This window comes from Nocardioides halotolerans DSM 19273 (assembly GCF_000422805.1).
Taxonomy (GTDB): domain Bacteria; phylum Actinomycetota; class Actinomycetes; order Propionibacteriales; family Nocardioidaceae; genus Nocardioides; species Nocardioides halotolerans.
In genome coordinates, this window is record NZ_KE383924.1 from 40,031 (window position 1) to 58,559 (window position 18,529).

15 protein-coding genes are annotated in these 18,529 nt (G+C 73.2%); 7 read left to right on the forward strand and 8 right to left on the reverse strand.

The window, feature by feature from the left end; genetic code table 11:
- Positions 1 to 50 precede the first annotated feature (50 nt).
- Together G514_RS29490 and G514_RS0118680 are read left to right on the forward strand one after the other, a co-directional pair.
- Entirely contained in the window at positions 51 to 1,916 is a 1,866-nt protein-coding gene (locus tag G514_RS29490; protein WP_051247776.1) for a GAF domain-containing sensor histidine kinase, read from the forward strand.
- Positions 1,917 to 1,975: 59 nt separating this feature from the next.
- Positions 1,976 to 2,974 (forward strand): CARDB domain-containing protein, encoded by a 999-nt coding sequence (locus G514_RS0118680; RefSeq protein ID WP_028652983.1) that lies wholly within the window; start codon positions 1,976 to 1,978, stop codon positions 2,972 to 2,974.
- Between the two features lie 21 nt (positions 2,975 to 2,995).
- On the opposite strand, the gene G514_RS27760 is transcribed toward G514_RS0118680, so the two are convergent.
- Complete coding sequence (locus G514_RS27760) at positions 2,996 to 4,414, reverse strand: FAD/NAD(P)-binding protein (RefSeq protein WP_051247778.1); 1,419 nt, start codon at positions 4,412 to 4,414, stop codon at positions 2,996 to 2,998.
- A gap of 53 nt (positions 4,415 to 4,467) precedes the next feature.
- A complete protein-coding gene (locus G514_RS0118690; protein ID WP_028652984.1) occupies positions 4,468 to 5,808 on the reverse strand; it encodes a dipeptidase in 1,341 nt (446 codons plus the stop codon).
- Positions 5,809 to 5,901: 93 nt separating this feature from the next.
- Here G514_RS0118690 and G514_RS0118695 point away from each other — a divergent pair, with 93 nt between their 5' ends.
- The 4 genes from G514_RS0118695 (at position 5,902) to G514_RS0118710 (ending at position 10,661) form a co-directional block, all read left to right on the forward strand.
- Entirely contained in the window at positions 5,902 to 7,902 is a 2,001-nt protein-coding gene (locus G514_RS0118695; RefSeq protein ID WP_028652985.1) for a sensor histidine kinase, read from the forward strand.
- The gene (locus tag G514_RS0118700; RefSeq protein WP_028652986.1) at positions 7,899 to 8,576 is read left to right on the forward strand and encodes a response regulator; all 678 of its coding nucleotides are present in this window, start codon (positions 7,899 to 7,901) and stop codon (positions 8,574 to 8,576) included. The genes G514_RS0118695 and G514_RS0118700 overlap by 4 nt, the downstream gene beginning before the upstream one ends.
- A gap of 161 nt (positions 8,577 to 8,737) precedes the next feature.
- A complete protein-coding gene (locus G514_RS0118705; RefSeq protein ID WP_028652987.1) occupies positions 8,738 to 9,451 on the forward strand; it encodes a hypothetical protein in 714 nt (237 codons plus the stop codon).
- On the forward strand, positions 9,444 to 10,661 hold the full coding sequence (locus G514_RS0118710) for a hypothetical protein (protein WP_157545008.1): 1,218 nt from the start codon (positions 9,444 to 9,446) through the stop codon (positions 10,659 to 10,661). Before G514_RS0118705 ends, G514_RS0118710 begins: the two co-directional genes overlap by 8 nt.
- 24 nt (positions 10,662 to 10,685) lie before the next feature.
- On the opposite strand, the gene G514_RS0118715 is transcribed toward G514_RS0118710, so the two are convergent.
- Positions 10,686 to 11,078: a DUF6916 family protein gene (locus G514_RS0118715; RefSeq protein WP_028652989.1), complete on the reverse strand. Its 393-nt coding sequence runs from the start codon at positions 11,076 to 11,078 to the stop codon at positions 10,686 to 10,688.
- A gap of 38 nt (positions 11,079 to 11,116) precedes the next feature.
- Here G514_RS0118715 and G514_RS0118720 point away from each other — a divergent pair, with 38 nt between their 5' ends.
- Positions 11,117 to 11,431 carry a DUF6916 family protein gene (locus tag G514_RS0118720; protein WP_028652990.1) on the forward strand — a complete coding sequence of 105 codons (315 nt, stop codon included), beginning with the start codon at positions 11,117 to 11,119 and terminating at the stop codon, positions 11,429 to 11,431.
- 14 nt (positions 11,432 to 11,445) lie between these two features.
- Here the strand turns inward: G514_RS0118720 and G514_RS0118725 are convergent, their stop codons facing one another.
- Genes G514_RS0118725 through G514_RS29495 form a run of 5 tightly spaced genes read right to left on the reverse strand, consistent with a single transcriptional unit; the run spans position 11,446 to position 18,478 of the window.
- Complete coding sequence (locus G514_RS0118725) at positions 11,446 to 11,922, reverse strand: GNAT family N-acetyltransferase (RefSeq protein WP_028652991.1); 477 nt, start codon at positions 11,920 to 11,922, stop codon at positions 11,446 to 11,448.
- Positions 11,923 to 11,929: 7 nt separating this feature from the next.
- Positions 11,930 to 12,454 (reverse strand): phage tail protein, encoded by a 525-nt coding sequence (locus tag G514_RS0118730; protein WP_028652992.1) that lies wholly within the window; start codon positions 12,452 to 12,454, stop codon positions 11,930 to 11,932.
- 10 nt (positions 12,455 to 12,464) lie between these two features.
- The gene (locus G514_RS0118735) at positions 12,465 to 12,980 is read right to left on the reverse strand and encodes a phage tail protein (protein WP_028652993.1); all 516 of its coding nucleotides are present in this window, start codon (positions 12,978 to 12,980) and stop codon (positions 12,465 to 12,467) included.
- Positions 12,981 to 12,991: 11 nt separating this feature from the next.
- Entirely contained in the window at positions 12,992 to 13,495 is a 504-nt protein-coding gene (locus G514_RS0118740; RefSeq protein WP_028652994.1) for a phage tail protein, read from the reverse strand.
- Between the two features lie 30 nt (positions 13,496 to 13,525).
- Positions 13,526 to 18,478 (reverse strand): beta strand repeat-containing protein, encoded by a 4,953-nt coding sequence (locus G514_RS29495; RefSeq protein WP_051247781.1) that lies wholly within the window; start codon positions 18,476 to 18,478, stop codon positions 13,526 to 13,528.
- Positions 18,479 to 18,529: the final 51 nt, after the last annotated feature.

The following is an 18,529-nucleotide window of genomic DNA, read 5'->3' on the forward strand; positions in this document are numbered from 1 at the left end:
CGTCCTAACCTGAAGACGCTGCTCCCTCATGCCCACGACCGAGGATCCCCATGTCCAACGAGCCCCGAGCCGAGTCGGCGCACGACCTGGGCTCGGTGGCGCTCGAGGAGCACGGGGACCGCCTGGCCCCCGGGGACCAGCCGACCGGCGTCCTGACCGTCGACGAGTCGACGAGCTGGGCCGACGGCACCACGCACGAGGCGCTGCTCGTCATCGCCGAGGGGATCACCCAGCTGGCCGGGTTCGACGTCGCGGCGGTGAGCGTCGTGCGCGACTCCCAGCACATGCAGGTGATGGCCGTGGCCGGCAGCGACGAGGCGCGCGACATCCTGCTCGGCACCTTCACCCCCATCACCCGCCTGATGGAGGAGCTCGAGCACGCCGAGGACTGGGGGATGTTCCAGTTCGTCCCCCACGAGAGCCTCGACCCCGAGTCCGAGAGCTGGGGCTGGGTGCCCGACTTCGAGCCGGCGTCCGGGCCCGACGCGTGGCACCCGATGGACCTCCTCGTCGCACCGCTCTACGGACCGAACGGCGAGCTGCGCGGCACGCTGTCGATCGACTGCCCGTCCGACGGCAGGCGGCCCGACGAGGCGCACCGCCGCATCCTCAACCGGTACGCCGAGCAGGCGGCCCGCGCCCTCTACATCGCGGTCGAGCGCGAGGCGTTCGCCGAGCAGGTCCGCGTGCTGTCCGCGACCCGCGAGGTGGTGCGCAACGCCGCGCGCGAGCGCAACATCGGCGTGATGCTCGACAAGATCCAGCCGAGCCTCATCGAGGGGTTCCGCTCGATCGGCAGCTGGATCCACACCTTCGACGAGGACGGCCACGGGCTGGGCGCGATCTACGCCGGCGACGGCGCGCGGGTCGAGATGCCCGAGCACCTCATCACGATCGCCGAGCGCGCCGCGGCCGACTCGTGGCGGGCCCAGCAGGTCGGTCTCGTGTCGCGGCACCAGCCCTACAGCCCCCGCAACGCGAAGGTGTCCGAGGAGGAGTTCCAGGAGATCCTGCGCTTCCTCGAGGGGATCGGCGTCGGCTCGCTGCTGTTCGTGCCCATGGGCGCGGGGCGCGAGTGCCTGGGCAGCCTGGTGCTCACCCGGGCCCTGGGCGACTCGGAGTGGACGCCGGCCGAGGTCGACGCGGCGCTCGAGGTGGGCCGTGACCTGGGCCGGGCCGTGCTCAACGCCCGCGCGCTCGACCGCGAGCGCGAGCTGGTCCGCGAGCTCAAGGCGCTCGACGACTACAAGACCAAGCTGATCGCCACCCTGTCCCACGAGCTGAAGAGCCCGCTGGCCGCGATGCTGGCGAACATCGAGTTCCTCCAGGAGACCGTGGAGCTCGACACCGGCGCGCTCGCGGTGCTCGCGGCCGTCGACCGCGGCGCCGTGCGCCTGGTGCGGGTGGTCGAGGACCTCCTGCTGCTCGCCAAGGTGGGCGACCCGCACCTGCCGCTGCTGACCCGGCCGGTCAACCTGCCCGACGTGGTGGAGGACGTCGTCAACCTCGCCGCGATCGCCGACCAGCGCCGGGTCAAGCTGTCCGTCGACGGCGAGCCCGCCCAGATGATCGCGGCCGGCGACCCGGCCGAGCTCGACATCCTGGTCACCAACCTGCTCAGCAACGCCATCAAGTACTCCGGCTCCGACTCCATCGTCACGATCACGCTCTCGCGCGACGAGGCGTGGATCGTGCTCAGCTGCGAGGACCAGGGCATCGGCATCGCTCCGGCCGACCGCACGCAGCTGTTCCGCGAGTTCTTCCGCTCCGAGCTCCCCGAGGTCAAGGCGCAGCCCGGCACCGGGCTCGGGCTCACCATCGTCGACCGGATCGTGACCCGGCACCTCGGCCGCATCGAGGTCGAGTCGGTGCTCGGCCACGGCAGCACGTTCCGGGTCTTCCTCCCGGCCGCCTGAACGGTCCCGTTCCGGCTGTTCGCACCCGCGCCGGCGCGTGCGCAGGTACCTTCCCCGTCATGCGCAAGCTGAGCCTTCTCCTCGTCGCCGTCCTCTCGACCTCCACCGTCGCGACGGTGGTCTCCGCTCCTGCCCAGGCCAAGCCTCCGACGCCGCGGGCCGAGCTGGTCACCAAGAAGGTCACCGCCTCCTTGGTCTCCGGCAAGGTCACCGCGGGCGCGACGGTGAAGAACAAGGGCAACAAGCGCGCCAAGGCGAGCAGCCTCGCCTTCTACCTGTCGTCCGACACCAGGCTCGACGGCGGCGACAGCCCGCTCGGCTCCGTGCAGCTCGGCAGGATCAAGGCCAAGAAGTCGCAGCCGGTCACCGCGACCTTCACGGTTTCCGCCACCGTCGCCCTCGGCACCTACCACGTCGTCGCGTGCGCCGACGCCGGCAAGGCGGTCAAGGAGCGCAAGGAGACCAACAACTGCAAGGGGTCCACGGGGACCGTCGTGGTCAACGGCGAGACGACCGGGCCGCTCACGGTCTCGGCGGCCGCCGGCCCCGGTGGCACCGTCGCCGCCAGCGGCGTCACCGGTGGCACGTGCGCGGGCACGGTCTGCACCTTCCCGACCTCGGGCACCGGCACCGTGACGTTCACCCCGACCGCCTCGGCGGGCTACCGCTTCGGCTCGTGGGGCGGCGCGACCTGCACCGGCTACACCACCGGCGCCGACGGCGAGATCACCTTCACCAACCCGACCGGCCACAAGGCGTGCACCGCGACCTTCGTCGAGCAGGTCACGGTCACCTACGCCGTCTCGCCCGTCCAGCTCCTGCTGGTCGGCAGCGTCGCCGGGGCCGCGAGCAACGGCACCTGCACCAACGACCCGCTGACCGGCGGGGGGTCGTGCGTCGTCGACGCGGGCGTCGGCACGGTCACGCTGACCGCCTCACCGCTCCTCCTCCCGACGTTCAAGGGCTGGACCGGCGGCTGCACGGGCCTCACCAACCCGTTCGTGCTGACCGCCCCGGCCGCCGACGTGACCTGCACGGCGACGTTCGGCCTCATCTGAGGCCGGACCGACCCGGTCCGGTCAGGCGGGTGCGCGGCCGCGCACCCGCTCGGGGAGCAGCCGCGCCAGCGCCGCCGCCTGCCCGCGGATCTCGGGCACGGCGGTGGTCTCCCACAGCGTGCCCTTGCGGGGCGGGCCGACGACGTGGAGCCCGGGCACGACCTGACCCGACACGTCGAGCACCTCACCACCGGGCGTGCAGGCGACCCCCAGCAGCAGCGGGTCGGGCACCAGCACGCCGCGCGCGACCAGGGCCCGCAGCAGCGGGTCGGTGCTGCGGGAGACGTCGGTCATCGGCCCGGTGCAGTTGACCACGGCGTCCGCGAACAGCGTGTCCGGCAGGGCCGGCAGGCCGACCTCGCAGCGCGGCCCGTGGTCGGTCACGGTCGCGAGCCCGTCGGCGAGGACGTCCAGCCGGCCCTCCTCGCGGTAGGCGTCCAACCGGGCGGCGATCCCGGTGGCCATCCGGTGGCGGCGCACCTCCCACTCCCGGGCGTACGTCGAGAGGAACCGCCGTCGCTCGGCGAGGTCGAGGCGCTGCCAGAGCCCCTGGGTGGGCGCCCGGAGGCCGTCGACGACCGGGCGCCAGTCGACGCCCTGGCGACGGGCAGCGGCGACCTGGTCGCGCACCAGCGCGGCGAGCTGGTCGGCGGTGACCGGCCCGGTCGGGACCGGGCTCAGCCAGGCGGTGGAGCTCTGCTCGACGTGGGCGGCGGGCAGGAGACCGTGCCTGCTGACCATCACCACGCGCCGGCCGGGGGCGCTGTCGAGGAGGGTGATCGCGGCGTCGACGGCCGTGAGGCCGGTGCCGACGAGGACGACCACGGCGTCGCCCGGGAGCGCGGTCAGCCGGTCGAGGTCCCACGGGTCGGGAAGGTGCCAGCGGGCCTCCGGCAGCCGGGTGCCGGCGACGGACAGCGGCGCAGGCCGCTGGTTGCCGTGCGCGAGCACCACGCTGGCGGCCCGCGTGACGCGACCGCCCGACGTGTGCAGCTCGAAGCCGCCGTCGCCCGGCACCACGTCGACCACCCGCTCGGCCCGGAACGACAGCCGGTCGTCACGCAGCCGCTCGAGCGTCTCGCGGAGGTAGACGGCATAGTCGCGGCGCGGCAGGAACGCCTGCGCGTCCGGCTCCCGCCCGGTCCGGCGCGCCCACTCGACCAGGTCGGAGGGGATGTCCGGGAACGCGCTCATGTGCCGCGACCGCACGTTGAGCAGGTGCCGCCGGTCGGTGGTGCCGTAGGCGAGCCCCTTGCCGAGCTCGCCGCTCGCGTCGTGGACCGTGACCCTGAGGTCGTGGGCCCGCGAGGCCATCAGGTGGATCGCCGTCAGCGTCCCGCTGGCGCCGCCCCCGACGACCGCGACGTCGCTGCGCACCGACCCCGCCTCCCACCGCGACGAGATCGGTGGGACGGCGTCGCTGACCTCGGGACGAAGCATCCCGTAACTGTAGTAGGTGACTCGTGTTTATGCACAACGACCCGCGAGGGTCCTCAGCGGGCCGCGAGGTTGCGGAGCAGGAGCGTCTCGGCGAGGACCACGCGCTCGAACTCGGCGAGGTGGAGGCCCTCGTTGGCGCCGTGGGCGCGGGTGTCGGGGTCCTCGACGCCGGTGACCAGCACGCTGGCCTCGGGGAAGGCCTCGAGGAACTCGGCGATGAACGGGATCGAGCCGCCGACGCCCATGTCGATGGGGGCGACGCCGTCCCAGGCCTCCTCGAACGCCGCCCGAGCGGCGTCGTAGGCCGGGCCGGTGGCGTCGATCCGGGTCGGCTCGCCGGTATCGACCACGGTGAACGTGAGCTGAGCACCCCACGGGACGTGGGCCTCGCAGTGGCGGCGCAGGCACTCGACGGCGTTGGCCGTGGTGTCGCCGGGTGCGATGCGGAGGCTGAGCTTGGCGCGGGCGACCGGCACCAGCGTGTTGGACGCACCGTCGACCTTGGGCGCGTCGAGGCCGGTGACGCTGAGAGCCGGGCGGGTCCACAGCCGCTCGACCACCGGGCCGTCGCCGATCCACTCGACCGAGCCGTGCGCGCCCGACTCCGCGCGCAGCCGCTCCTCGGGATACTCCACGTCGGCGGCCGGCCCCTGGAACAGCCCCTCGACCGCCACGTTGCCGGCGTCGTCGTAGAGGCTGGAGATCACCCGGCTCAGGGTCATGATCGCGTCGGGCACCAGCCCGCCCCACATGCCGGAGTGGACGCCGTGCCCGAGGGTGCGCACCTCGATGTCCGCACGCACCAGGCCGCGCAGCGACGTGGTCAGCGCGGGCTCGCCGATGTCCCAGTTGCCGGAGTCGGCGATCACGATGACGTCGGCGCGCAGCTTGTCCTGGTGCTCCTTCAGCAGCGCCGGCAGCGTGTCGGAGCCGACCTCCTCCTCGCCCTCGACGAACATCACCACGTTGACCGGCAGGTCGTCGCCGTACGCGCGGATCGCGCCGAGGTGGGTGACGATCCCGGCCTTGTCGTCGGCGGCCCCGCGCCCGTAGAGGCGCTCGCCGCGCTCGGTCGGCTCGAACGGCGGCGAGTCCCAGTCGGCCGGGTCGTTCTCGGGCTGCACGTCGTGGTGCGCGTAGAGCAGCACCGTGGGCGCGCCCTCGGGGCCGGCCTTGCGCGCGATCACGGCCGGGGCGCCGCCGTCGGCGCTCACGATGTCGACCTCGACGAACCCCTCGGCGCGGAACAGGTCGGCGACCGCGTCGGCGCTGCGCCACACCTCGCCGGTGCGGGCCGGGTCGGCGCTCACCGACTGGATCCGGACCAGGTCCTCGAGGTCGGAGCGGAGGGCGGGCATCAGGTCGCGCACCGTCGCGCGGAGGTCGTCGGTCATGACACGACCCTAGGACCCGCTCGACGCGGCGTCCCGGCCGACCGGGACAGCAGCACCTGAACCCCGGGCCGTCCCGGACCCGATAATGACCCGGTGCTGCAGAGGAGCCCGGCCGCGGTGGCCACCACCAGCGTCGGCTGGCGTCTCGTGGCGCTCGGCGTCGCCTTCGTCTCGTGGGCGGCCGCGGGTGGGGCGGTGGTGCTGCTCGCGGTCAACCGCGAGGCGCCGGCCGAGCTGGCCTACTGGCTCATGGACGTCCTGTCCGCCGTGGTCTACGGCGCCGTCGTCGTCGTGATGCTCCCCCGCGTCCGGCACCCGGTCGCGTGGATCATGGTGCTGGTCGCGCTGGGGTGCGGGTTGTCGGGGTTCGCCTCGGAGTACGCCGTGCTCGCGCACGACCGCGACCTGCCCGCGGGCGACGCGGTCGCCGTGGTCGGCAGCTGGGTCTGGACCCCCGGCACCTACGCCTCGATGGCGGTGATGCCCTGGCTGGTCCGGCCGGCGCGGTGGGCCCGCCCGGTGGTCGTGGCCGGCGTGGTCGCCGTCGCGCTCGCGACGCTCCGCGTGGCGACCTATCCCTACCAGGGGATCGACAACCCGCTCGCCGTCCGGGTGGAGCCCTGGAAGGTGTTCCTCCAGCACCTGCACCTGCACGCGGACCGGTGCGTCACCGTGCTCGGCCTCGCGGGCGCGGTCTGGCTCGGGTGGCAGTGGCTCCGCGCCCGCGACGACCGCGGCCGGGGACTCGGCTGGCTATGCGTCGGCGTGCTGTTCCTGACCGCGGCGTTCGCCCCGATCGTGTTCGTGCGCTTCGACGGCGGCGCCGCCGAGCTCGTCTACGAGGTCTCGGGCGTCAGCCTGATCATCGCCCAGGCCTTCCTGCCCGTCGCGCTGCTCGTGGTGGTGCTGCGCCAGCGGCTCTGGGGCATCGACCTCGCCGTGAGCCGGGTGACCGTCTGGGCGCTGCTCACCGGCGCCGTCGTCGTCGGGTACGCCGGCCTGGCGTGGCTGGGCGGCAGGCTCCTGCCCGGCTCGGAGGAGGTCGCGGGCCTGGTCGCGGTCGGGGTGGTCGTCGCGCTCGGGCAGCCGCTGCGCTGGTTCCTCCAGGGCCGCGTCGACCGGCTGGTCTACGGCGACGGCACCGACCCGGTGCGCCTGCTGGGCGCACTCGAGCCGGCGCCCGACCACGCGCGCACCCGGCTCGACGCCCTGGTCGCGGCGCTCCGGTCGGACCTGCGCCTGGGCGGGGTCGAGGTGCGCAGCCTCGACCAGCAGGTCCGCGCCGGCTCCGGGGCCCTGGACCGGGTCGAGGCCGACCTGCCCCTGCTCGTCGACGGCCGCCCGCTCGGCAGGCTGCTGGTCTCACCCGTCGACGGGCAGCGGCTCGACGCCCGCACCCGCCACCAGCTCGACCAGCTCCGCGGCGTGCTCGGCGTCGCGCTCGAGCTCGAGGTCGTCAACCGGCGCCTCGAGGCCGCGAGCAGCCGCCTGGTCGAGGTGCGGATGGAGGAGCGCCGGATGCTGCGCCGCGACCTCCACGACGGGATGGGCCCGGCCCTGGCCGGCGTCGGCCTCGGCCTCGCCGCCGCCCAGCGTCGCCTCCTCCACGACCCCGAGGGTGCCGCCGCCCTGCTGGCCGAGCTCGAGGCGGAGGTCGAGCGCCGCACGGACGACGTCCGGCTCCTGGCGCGATCGCTGCTCCCCTTCCAGCTCGACGACGGCGAGCTCGGCCCGGCGCTCGAGGTGATGGCCAGGCGGTTCGCCGGGTCGGGGCTGGACGTGCGCGTGCGGTGCCGGGGCGCCGACGGGCTGGACACCCGCGAGCAGCTCGCGATCTACCACGTCGCCGCCGAGGCCGTCTTCAACGCCTACCGGCACGCGCGTGCCGACTCCGTCTCGGTCGAGGTCGCCGGCACGGCCTCGGGCCCGACCGTCCTCCTCGTGACCGACGACGGTGTCGGGATCAGCGGCACGCCGCGCCGCGGCGTCGGCCTGTCCTCGATGCGCGAGCGCGCCGAGGAGCTCGGAGGCACGGTCCACGTCGGCCCCGCACCCGCGGGCACCGGCACCGTCGTACGGATGGAGCTGCCATGACCCAGCCCGTGACCGGCTCCCCGATCAGGGTCGTCGTCGTGGACGACCACCCGGTGTTCCGCATCGGCATGGTCGCGCTGCTCGGCGAGATCCCCGGCCTCCTCGTGGTCGGCGAGGCGGCCGCGCAGGAGCAGGCGGTCGAGGTGGTGCTCGCCGAGCGCCCGGACGTCGTGGTGATGGACCTCGACCTCGGCGGCGGCTCGGGCATCGCAGCGACCCGCGAGATCCTGCGCGAGGCGCCGGAGGTCGGTGTGCTGGTCGTGACGATGTTCGGCGACGACGACGCGCTGTTCGGCGCCGTGCGCGCCGGCGCCCGCGGCTACCTGGTCAAGGGCTCGACCCCTGACGAGGTCGAGCGCGCGGTGCGGGCCGTCGCCGACGGCGCGGTGATGCTCGGGCCGCAGGTCGCCGCGCGGGCCCTCGGCTTCCTCTCGAGCTCGCGGGCCAGCCTCGGCGGATCGTTCGCCGAGCTCACCGAGCGGGAGCGCGACGTGCTCGCACTGCTGGCCCGCGGCCACAACAACGCCGCCATCGCGCGGTCGCTGGTGCTGTCGAGCAAGACCGTGCGCAACTACGTCTACTCGATCTTCACCAAGCTGCAGGTGAGCGATCGCGCCTCGCTCGTGGTCAAGGCCCGCGAGGCCGGCATCGGGCTGGAGCGCCCCGAGGCCTGACCCCGGTCCCGGGACGGGAGTCCCAGATCGGGCGGGCGGCGCGGCCCGTCGGATCGAGGCTCGCGGTCTCTGCCGCCCGGGCCGCCGCGCGGCCGACGGTGGTGGTGTCCGGCAGGGTGCCGGACCGGCCCACCGGCCGACACCTGCAGAGGTGACTTCGCATGACCACATCGCTCGTGACCGAGGAGCTGGCGCCCGCCAGGTCGCCGGGTCCACGGCTCACCACGTGGCCGCTCTGGGGCCTCCCCGCCGGAGCGCTCGGCTTCGTCGCCACCGTCTTCCTCAACGACCGTCCCGCGGCCGAGACCAGCGGCAGCGGCTACACCGTGACCCCCGCCGACATGGCGGACCTGGACCCGGGGAGGTACCACCTCGCGGTGGTGCTCGGCTACCTCTCGGTCGGCTGCCTGATCGTCCTCGCGGCCCAGTGGCGGCGACGGGTGGAGAGCCAGTTCGACTGGTCCACCGCGGCCCCGGTCGTCAGCGGCGGCCTCCTCGCGTCAGCGGGGGCGCTGACCCTGGCCTACGGCTGGATGGGTGCGCTCTCGCGCTACCTGCCCAGCGCGCCCGAGGGCACGTCGTTCGACGAGCGCGGGACGTTCGTCTACTTCATGCTCAACGACTTCAGTCCCTACATCGGCTGGTACGGCGTGCTCGTCGCGGGCGCCGCCCTCACCTGGATGGCCTGGCGTGAGCGCCTGGTCAGCCGCGGTCTCGGCACCCTCACCGCGGCGGTGTCCGTGCTCGTCCTGGCCTTCGTGTTCGTCACCGGCGTGCCCGGCATCCCGGCCCTCGCGGCCGCCGAGCTCGTCGTCGTCTCGCTGTGGCTGGCCCTCGGCCGCAGCCCCATCCTGCAAGGAGAGAACCGTGCGTAAGACAGTCCTCGCGGCGGCCGTGCTGGCCGTCACCGGCGCCTCGCTGGCGCTGCCGGCCACCGTGGCCTCCGCCGACCAAGCGCGTCCCGCCGCCCCCACGGGCGACGCGGCCGCGCCGATCCTGCTCGTGACCCTGCCCACCAGCCCCTGGGAGGGGTGGTACGCCGAGAGCGTCGACGTGCACGTCACCGCGGGCGGCGGCATCGCCGTGCCGCCGCCGACCATCACGTCGCTGACCTACCGGCTCACCGGCGCCGCGTCGGGCACCGGCTCGCTCCCGTTCTCCGGCGTGACCGGCGGCGGCGACATCCACGTGTCGACGCCCGGGCTGACGCAGGTCACGGTGACCGCGGTCAACAGCCGGGGCGAGGAGTCCGAGGTCACCAAGACGGTCGGCGTCGACGGCCAGATCCCGCGCGTCATCTTCCAGGGGAAGATGGGCACCGAGCAGCCGGTCTTCGAGCTCGGCGAGGAGGACTACTTCCACTACGCCTGCGCCGACGACTTCACCGGCGTCAAGACGTGCGAGGGCCCGGCCCAGGGATCGCGGATCGACACCACGTCGCTCGGCAGCCACGAGGTCGACGTCGTGGCCGTCGACAACGTCGGCAACGGCGCGCTCATCATCCGCCGGTACGACGTCGTCCCGGTGGGTGCGAAGGACCTGCGCTTCGACGGGGCGCCCATCGTCGCCGGGACCGCGGTCGTGGGCCAGCGGCTCACCGCGACCGCGCCCGCCGTGCACGGACCCTCGGGGCCGGTCGCGGCCACCGTCGGCTACGTCTGGAAGCGCGACGGCGCGCCGATCCCCGGCGCGACCGCCGCGTCGTACGGCCTCGGCCCGGCGGACGCCGGGCACTCGGTCTCGGTGACCGTGACCGGCGCGGCGAGCGGCTACCGGAGCGCGGAGGCCTCCAGCCCGGCCGTCGCCGTCGTCCCGGCCCGACCGGCCGTGACGGCCTCGATGAAGGCGAAGGGCAAGGGCAGGGTGGCCATCACCGCGCAGGTCGTCGCAGCCGGCCTCGACACCACCGGCCCGGTCACCGTGACCCGCGGCGGAAAGGTCGTCGGCCGGGGCGTCGTGCACGACGGCAAGGTCGTGGTCACGCTCAAGAAGCAGCCGCGCAAGAAGGTCACTTACGTCGTCAGCTACGGCGGCGGCGCGGGCCTGACGCCGGCGCAGGTCAAGGTCCGGGGCAAGGTCCGCTGACCACGAGGCTCCGGGTGGCGCTCCTCAGGGCTTGCGGAAGATGACGGCCTGGTAGGTGCGCCGCCCGGGGTCGCTCGGGACCACGAAGAGCGTGGTCGGCTTGAAGCCGGGCCGCCGGAACACGTAGGAGCCCTGCTCGGGCCCGGCGGCCCCCGCGCGGAAGGTGAGACCGAAGGCGCGCGGGTCACGCCGCTTCCCGTTCGCGAGGTTGTCGACGGCGGTGAGCCGCATCCGCCAGTGCCGCCCGGCGCCCTCCATCCGGAACGACTTGCGGCGCAGCACGGCGAACCGGCTGCGCTGGTAGAGGTCGCGGCGGGTGGTGGCCGCGGCGAAGACCTCGGGAGCGACGAGGACCGGGGCGAGCGCGGCGCCGATCACGGTCGCACGCAGCAGGTTGCGGCGGGTGGTGCTGGTCATCGGGCCCTCCTGGCCTCGGACGGGTCTAGCATCGGCAGGTGGCCGAGCCGGTGTGGCTCACCTTCGACCTCTTCGAGGGCCGGGTGGGCGAGGAGTTCGTGGTGTCGGCGTACGACGGGCCGTCGGTCCGCACCGAGCTGGTCGAGGCGGTCGAGAGCGACCGGCCCGGCGGCGCCGGTCCTGACGGCGCGCCGAGGTCGCAGTTCTCGCTGGTCTTCCGCGGGCCGGTGGGGCCGGTGCTGCCCCAGGCCACGCACCGCGTCGAGCACGCCGAGCTCGACCCGATGGACGTCTTCCTGGTGCCGGTCGGGAGCGGACCCGACGGCGTGCAGTACCAAGCGGTCTTCGCCTGAGCGCGCGTGGCCGGTCACCCCGACCACTCCATCCGCAGGTAGACGCCGACCTCCTCGGCGACCCGGAAGCCGAGCCGGTCGTAGAGCGCGCGGGCGGGGTTGTGCACCTCGACGTGGATGCTGACGATGCGGCCCTCCGCGGCCGCCGCCTCCTGGAGCGCCGTGACCAGCGCGGTGCCGATGCCCTGCCCGCGGAACTCCGGCAGCAGTGCGACGTCCACGATCCTGAGGTCGCCGGGCCGGCGGTCGACGTACAGCCGGCCGGCGGGCCGGCCCGCCACCTCGACGACCGAGAACGAGCCCTCGGGGTTGGTGCGGTGGTAGTCCTCGTCCTGGGCCGCGAACTGCATCTCGACGAAGGCCTCGCGCGCGCCGGGTGGCCAGGCGACCTGGTCGAGCTCGTCGGCGCGCGTCGACGCGTAGACCGCGAGGAGCAGCTCGCGGTCCGCGTCGGTCGTGGGGCGGAGCGTGACCTCCGCCGTCGGCGTCATCGCTCACTCACCTGGGTGGGAAGACGCCCTGGAGCGCGATGTTGAACGAGAGCGTCAGGTAGGGCTGCATGTTGTTGTGCGGCTGGCTGCTGCCGGCCGGGGACAGGGCCTCAGCCGCGAGGGGGGTGAGCGGCTGGCCGGCCGGGGCCTTGTAGGCGTTGGCGTTCTGCGAGCGGGCCAGGCTGCGGGCGGGCGTGGGGCTCTGGACATCCGCGAAGTCGGGGTTGGCGTTGACCGTGTGCGAGTGCGCCGGCATCTCGGTGCTGAGCAGCGTCACCGTCTCGGTGCCTCCGGCCTCGCCGAGAGCTCGGTTGCTCAGCCCGGGCCCCTGGCCGGGCTGCATCACGGCCCGGCCCTGGAGGTCGGGCAGCCCGAAGTTGCTCAGGCCGTTGCCGCCGTACGTCGTCCCCAGGAGCGAGAAGAGCGCGGTGTTCTGCGAGATCGGGAGCAGCTGCCCGTTGCACAGCGCCCACCCCCTGGGGGCGAACTGGAAGGCGAAGATCCGGATCTCCGCCACGAAGGGATCGGCCACGCGGCGGCTCCTAGGTCGGGCTCGGGAAGATCCCGAACAGGGAGATGATGTGGTTGATGCAGAGGTAGGGCTGCAGGTTGTCGTGCGGCTGGCTGCCCCCGGCCGTGCCCATCGACGAGGCGGCGAGCGCGGCGGTGGCGGTGTCCTCGATGTAGAGGTCGGCGGCCGTCGACTGCGCGAGCACGTTGTTGGCCGGCGAGGACTGCGTGGCCACCCCGGTCGACACGAGCATCGCGTGGCGGTGGCTCGGGATCTGCGTGGTCGTGAGGGTCACGGTCTCCACGCCGCCGCTGGAGCCGATCGGGTAGTTCCCGGGGATCGGCGTGTCCTTGTGCACCCCCAACCGGCCGCGGAGGTCCGGCACGTTGAACGTCGACTGGCCGTCGCCGCCGTACGTCGTCCCGATCAGCTGGAAGAGCGTCTCGTACTCGGAGATCGCCAGGGGCTGGCCGTTGCAGAAGGCCCAGCCCGCCGGCGCGAAGTTGCCGGCGAAGATCCTCACCTCACCCACGTAGGGCTGTGCCATCTGCTGCTCCTCTAGTTCGGGCTCGGGAAGATGCCGGCCGAGATCGCGATGCAGTAGTTCAGGGTCAGGTACGGCTGCAGGTTCTGGTGCGGCTGGCTGCCACCCACCGCGCCCACCGTGGAGGGGTGCAGGGTGGTCAGCCCGGACGGCGATCCGTAGAGCTGGCTCGGCGAGTCGGCGAGCAGGTTGCCCGGCGCCACCGGCGTGTCGCCGGTGGCCGTGGTCGCGTGCACGACGTGGGTGTGCTGCGGGAGCTCGGCGACGGTGAGCGTGTGCGCCTCCTGCCCGGCGCGCTCGCCCATGGTGTGGAAGTCGCTCTGGTGGATCGGGACCCGCCCCCGCAGGTCGGGCAGGGCGAACGTCGTCTGGCCGTTGCCGCCGTACATGGTGCCGAGCAGGGAGAACAGCGCCTGGTTCTGGTTGATCGGAAGGATCTGGCCGTCACAGGCGGCCCAGCCCTTGGGCGCGAAGTTGAACGACATCAGGCGGATCTCGCCGAGGAAGGGTTCAGCCATGGTGGCTCCTGGTCTCGTCTCTGCCGCCGGTCACGGGCAGTTCCCGGAGGTGAAGCCGGCACCCGCGTGGTCGGCGCTCGTCGTGGCGGCGTTGTTCTGGCCGGCGAGGAAGGCCTGCACGGCCGCGTCGTCGGTCGCCGAGCCTGCGTAGCCCTCGAGCAGGAAGTGGGTGCCGGCGAACCGCTGCCGGACCCGGATCCCGAACAGACCCACGGCCGAGGTCGTGGCGGTGTTGCCGAACATGTCCGCGCAGACCGTGGTCGTGTCGGTGCTGACGGCTCCCGCGTCGAGGCGGATGGCGTCGCCGGCCAAGGCGTGGTTGAGGTTGACCACGTTGTTGGTCACCGTCGCGTTGATCCGGCTGCTGCCGTCGCGAGCGATGATCTCGATGCCCCGGTTGGCGACCTGCGAGACGTTGTTGCCGGTGACGAGCGTGGTGAGGGTGGCCGTCCCGTTGCTGGTGATGCGGATGCCCGGGCCGGTCGTGGAGTTGCTGTTGGTCAGCGTGTTGCCGAGCAGGGTGCCGGTCATCGTCGAGGTGGCCGCGGCGGCCAGGTTGACGTTGATCGGCGAGGCGCTGCCGCCGGTCCCGGCCGGGACGTTGAGCCCGTCGACGGTCGTGTTGCGCACGTCGTAGGTGAAGGAACCCGAGGAGTTGTGGGCGAGGTTCACCCCGATGTTGTTGTCGTCGAAGACGCTCGCGGCCGTCCCGCTGTCGTTGACCTCGACGGTCATGGTGCCCGTGAGGTTGGTGACGGCCTGGAGGCCGTTGGCCCGGTTGCGCAGGAACGACGAGCCGAGCACGTCGGCGTTGATGCTGCCGCCGTCGGCCTGGAGGAGCAGCCCGTTGTTGCCGGGCGAGACCGTGTCGGTGTCGCGGAAGATGCTGTCGGTGACGTTGAGCTGGCTCAGCGTCCCGCTGGTGTTGACGATCCGCGCGTTGTCCTCCGGGGAGTGCGCGACCAGGGTCCGCACGATGCCGGCCGTGCCGGCGAGGTTGGTCAGGTGCAGGCCGGCCTCGTCGGTGGCCGCGTCGTCGCCGTTGTTGTCCACGACCGAGTCGGCGATCTGGAAGTCCGTCACGGAGGCACCCCGGACGCCGTTGCCGAGGTTGTCGACGACCTTCACCCGGTTCAGCGAGACGTGCTGGGTCGAGGTGAGCGAGATGCCGTCGCCGGTGCTGCTCTGGATGGTGCCGCCGCTGCAGGCGTCGGCGACCGCGGCGCAGGCACCGCCGTTGCCGGTGACGCTCAGCCCGCCGGACGGGCCGGTGTTGCTGAGCACGATGCCGTTGGCGGCGCCGTTGCTGGAGACGCTGCGGAAGGTCAGCCCCGGGCCGCCGATCTCGGTGCCTCCCGACACTCGCAGCGCGGTGCCGGTGGTGGTGGTGAGGGTGTTGGTCCCGGTCGTCGCCACGGTGCCGGTGGCGCCGGTGACGCTGAAGGCGGGCGCGGATCCCGAGCTGATCGTGACGTTGCTGAACGCGAGCGCCGCGGCGTTCGCCTGCACGGCGATCCCCGCACCCGAGCCGCCGCTGTGGCCGACGGAGTCGACGACGATCGTGCCGCCGATCCCGTCGAGCAGCACGGCGGTGCCGGTCGTGGTGGCCACCGAGGTCTCGGCGACCGCGACGCCGTTGGTCGCCCCGGCGGGGTCGGTGAGGCCAGTGGCGGCGCCGGTGCTGATGGCGACGCCGCGCAGCGCCGCGTCGGTGGCCAGCGTCACGGTCCCGGCGAGCGCTGGTCGGGTGCCGCCGAGGGAGGGGCGGCTGTCGAGGGTGCCGTTCGCGGGCACGGTGACGCCGAGGAGCGCGTCGAAGCTCCCGGTGGCGCCCTGGCCGACCAGCACCTCGCTGGCCGGGAACGTGTGCCCTGCGCCGTAGCTCCCGCTGAAGAGGAACACGCGGTCACCGGTGCCGCGGCCGGCAGGCAGCGCGCCGAGCCCGACCAGAGGCTTGGTCCGGCTTCCGGTGCAGGCCGCCGCGCAGCCCGCTGCGTCGGTGTCGTCGACGAACCAGCGGTCCGGGCCGGAGACGTTCACGGTCTGGGTCTGCTGCGCACTGCACTGCTGGGGGTCGCCGGCGTTGTCGTCGCAGACCTGGAACGCGAAGGTGACCGCCCCGGCGCCGGAGAGACCGCCCGGCGGCTCGACGTAGAAGGAGCCGTCGGCACCGCTGAGCAGGGTGACGGTGGCGGTGGCCGGGCTCACCGAGCCCGGCACCAGCTGCACGGTCAGGTCGCCGATGGGGTCGTCGGGGTCGGTGGCGCCCTCCTTGAGGTCGCCGCTGTCGCTCGCGCTGATGGTCAGACCGATGCCCGAGCTGGTCGTCACCGTGTGCCCGGTCGCCGACGGCGCGTCGTTCACCGAGGTCACGGTGATCGCGACGGTGTCGGTGTCGGCGGCGCTCAGCGCGTCGGTGCTGGTGATCGTCAGCAGCGCGGGGCCGTTGTAGTCGGCGGCCGGGGTGTACGTCGCACCGCTGAGTGCGGCGTTGAGGTTCGCCAGGGTGCCGCTCAGGGTGACGGAGGCGGTGCCGTTGCCGGTCACGGTCAGCCCGGCCGTCCCCGACAGCGTGAACGTGCCATGGGTGACGGTGACCGCGACGTCCAGCGAGCCGTGGTCGCCGTCGGTGACGCTGATGACCTTGCCCGCGCCGAAGGTCAGCACCGTGTCCTCGTCGATCGTCTGCGCGCCGGGCACCGTGTTGACCGGCGGCAGGTTGAGCGGCACCACGTGCACCGTGGCGGTGGCCGTCGCGGAGGCGAGGTCGCCGTCGTCGACGACCACGGTGATGATCCGGTCGGTCGTGCTGGGCACGGCCTTGGTGTTGTCGTAGCGGATCGAGGCGACCACGGCCGCGTAGCTGGCCTTCGACGCGGTGCCGGTGAACGACAGCGTGCCGGTGGCCGGCACGTAGGTGCCGCCGGCGATGCCGCTGCCGGGCGGGATCGTCGCTGAGAGCGACTCGAGCGCGTCGCCGTCGGGCCGGTTGGTGAGCACGACCGTGAGCGACTCGAGGTTGGCGTCGTCGACGTCGGTCACCGCGGCGTCGGGCGCGACCAGCACGCCGTTGCCGGTGTGCGGCGAGGTCTCGCTGAACGTCGCGGTGGAGCCAGAGCCGCCCGCGGTCGTGTCGAGGTCGACGACCGGCGCGTCGTTGACGCAGGTGACGTCGACCGACACGGTCGCGGTGTCACCGCCGGTGATCGTGTAGTCGAAGCTGTCGGGCCCGCAGTAGTCCGCGTCGGGCGTGTAGGCCACCGAGGTGGCGTTGAACGTCACCGAGCCGTGCGGCGGGTCGGTGACCGCGATGATCGAGAAGGGGTCACCCTCGGGGTCCGAGTCGTTGGTCAGGACCAGGAAGCCGGTCGTGGCGTCCTCGGTGGCCGTCCTCGTGTCGTCGACCGCCACGGCGGGGTCGTTGACGCACGTGACGTCGACGGTGACGTGACCGGTGTCGGAGAGCGTGCCGTCGCTGACGACGTAGTCGAAGCCGCCGGCCGCCGGTCCGCAGAGGTTCGCGGTTGGCGTGAAGGTGACCGTGCCCGTGGCCAGGGAGACCGTGCCGCCCGTGGGGTTGCTGACCGAGGTCACGCTCAGGGTGTCGCCCGCGTCGGGGTCGGTGTCGTTGCCGAGGAGGTCGGTGGCCGGGAACACGAGCGGGAGGTCCTCGGTGGTCGACTTCGTGTCGTCGGTCGCGACCGGCGCGTCGTTGGTGCACGTGACCGTCACGGAGACCGTGGCGCTGTCGCCGCCGGTGATCGTGTAGGTGAAGCTGTCGGGCCCGCAGTAGTTCGCCGCCGGCGTGTAGGTCACGTTGCTCGCGGTGGACGACGTGGTGCCGTGCGCGGCGGCGCCGACCGCCGTCACCGAGAACGGGTCGCCCTCGACGTCGGTGTCGTTGGCCAGGACGTCGATCACGGTCGCCGGCGCGTCCTCGGCCACGGTCGTGGCGTCGTCGACCGCCACGGCCGGGTCGTCGACGCAGGTGACCGTGACGTCGACGGAGCCCACGTCGCCGCCGTTGAGGGTGTAGGTGAAGGTGTCGAACGGCGGTGGTGTGTTGCAGTAGTCGGCGTCCGGCTCGTAGGTCACGCCCGAGCCGCCGCCGGTGATCACCACGGTGCCGTGGGCCGGCTGGGTCAGCGACGCGACCAGCTTGGGTCCGCCGTCGGGGTCGGTGTCGTTGGCGAGCACGTCGATCGCGGTCGGCGCGGCGTCCTCGGCGACGGTCTTGGCGTCGTCGGCCGCGGCCGGCGGGTCGTCGACGTCGACCACCGTGACCGTCAGTGCCTTCTCGACCGACAGCCCGCCGGAGTCGGTGGCCCGCACCCGCACCGACTGGCTCGGCGTGGTCTCGAAGTCGAGGGGGCCGGCGGTGCGCAGGGTCGCGCCGACGATCGTGAACGAGCCGTTGTCTGCCGAGCCCGGGCCGGCCACCAGCGTGAAGGTGTGGGCGTCGCCCGGGTCGGGGTCGGTGGCGCTGAGCGTGCCGACGGCGGTGCCGCCGGGCTGGTTCTCGGCGACCGAGGCCGGGGCGAGGCCGAGGTCGGTGGGCGCGTCGTCCTGCTCGACCTTCTCGCAGGTCCTGCGGACGATGTCGGGGACGTCGGCCTTGACCTGGTCCTTGCCGCGACCGCACCGCATCCGGTCGCGGGCGGTGGCGTCGTCGAGACCGTTGAGGGTGTCGTTGCCGCGACCGCCGCCGAGCACGTCGTTGCCCGGACCGCCGATCAGCAGGTCGTCGCCGCCGCCGCCCTGGAGGACGTCGTCGCCGCCGCGCCCGAGGATCTTGTCGTCGCCGCCGAGGCCACAGATGAAGTCGTCGTGCTTCGTGCCGCGCAGCACGTCGGGGCCGGGCGTGCCGACGATCGTGCAGCTGCTGCTGGGGCCCTTCTCGCGGTCGGCGTGCGCCGGGGTGAGCGGGAGCACGATCCACGCGGTGGTGGCCAGTGCCAGGGCGGTGCCGAACCTCAACCGCACGTCTTCTCCTAGATCGCCATCCCCCCGGACCGCGTGACGGTAGCGCTAGGA

Coding starts and splice junctions, on each gene's coding strand:
- G514_RS29490 (WP_051247776.1), top strand. CDS start 51: ATGTCCAACGAGCCCCGAGCCGAGTCGGCGCACGACCTGGGCTCGGTG.
- G514_RS0118680 (WP_028652983.1), top strand. CDS start 1,976: ATGCGCAAGCTGAGCCTTCTCCTCGTCGCCGTCCTCTCGACCTCCACC.
- G514_RS27760 (WP_051247778.1), bottom strand. CDS start 4,414: ATGCTTCGTCCCGAGGTCAGCGACGCCGTCCCACCGATCTCGTCGCGG.
- G514_RS0118690 (WP_028652984.1), bottom strand. CDS start 5,808: ATGACCGACGACCTCCGCGCGACGGTGCGCGACCTGATGCCCGCCCTC.
- G514_RS0118700 (WP_028652986.1), top strand. CDS start 7,899: ATGACCCAGCCCGTGACCGGCTCCCCGATCAGGGTCGTCGTCGTGGAC.
- G514_RS0118705 (WP_028652987.1), top strand. CDS start 8,738: ATGACCACATCGCTCGTGACCGAGGAGCTGGCGCCCGCCAGGTCGCCG.
- G514_RS0118715 (WP_028652989.1), bottom strand. CDS start 11,078: ATGACCAGCACCACCCGCCGCAACCTGCTGCGTGCGACCGTGATCGGC.
- G514_RS0118725 (WP_028652991.1), bottom strand. CDS start 11,922: ATGACGCCGACGGCGGAGGTCACGCTCCGCCCCACGACCGACGCGGAC.
- G514_RS0118735 (WP_028652993.1), bottom strand. CDS start 12,980: ATGGCACAGCCCTACGTGGGTGAGGTGAGGATCTTCGCCGGCAACTTC.
- G514_RS0118740 (WP_028652994.1), bottom strand. CDS start 13,495: ATGGCTGAACCCTTCCTCGGCGAGATCCGCCTGATGTCGTTCAACTTC.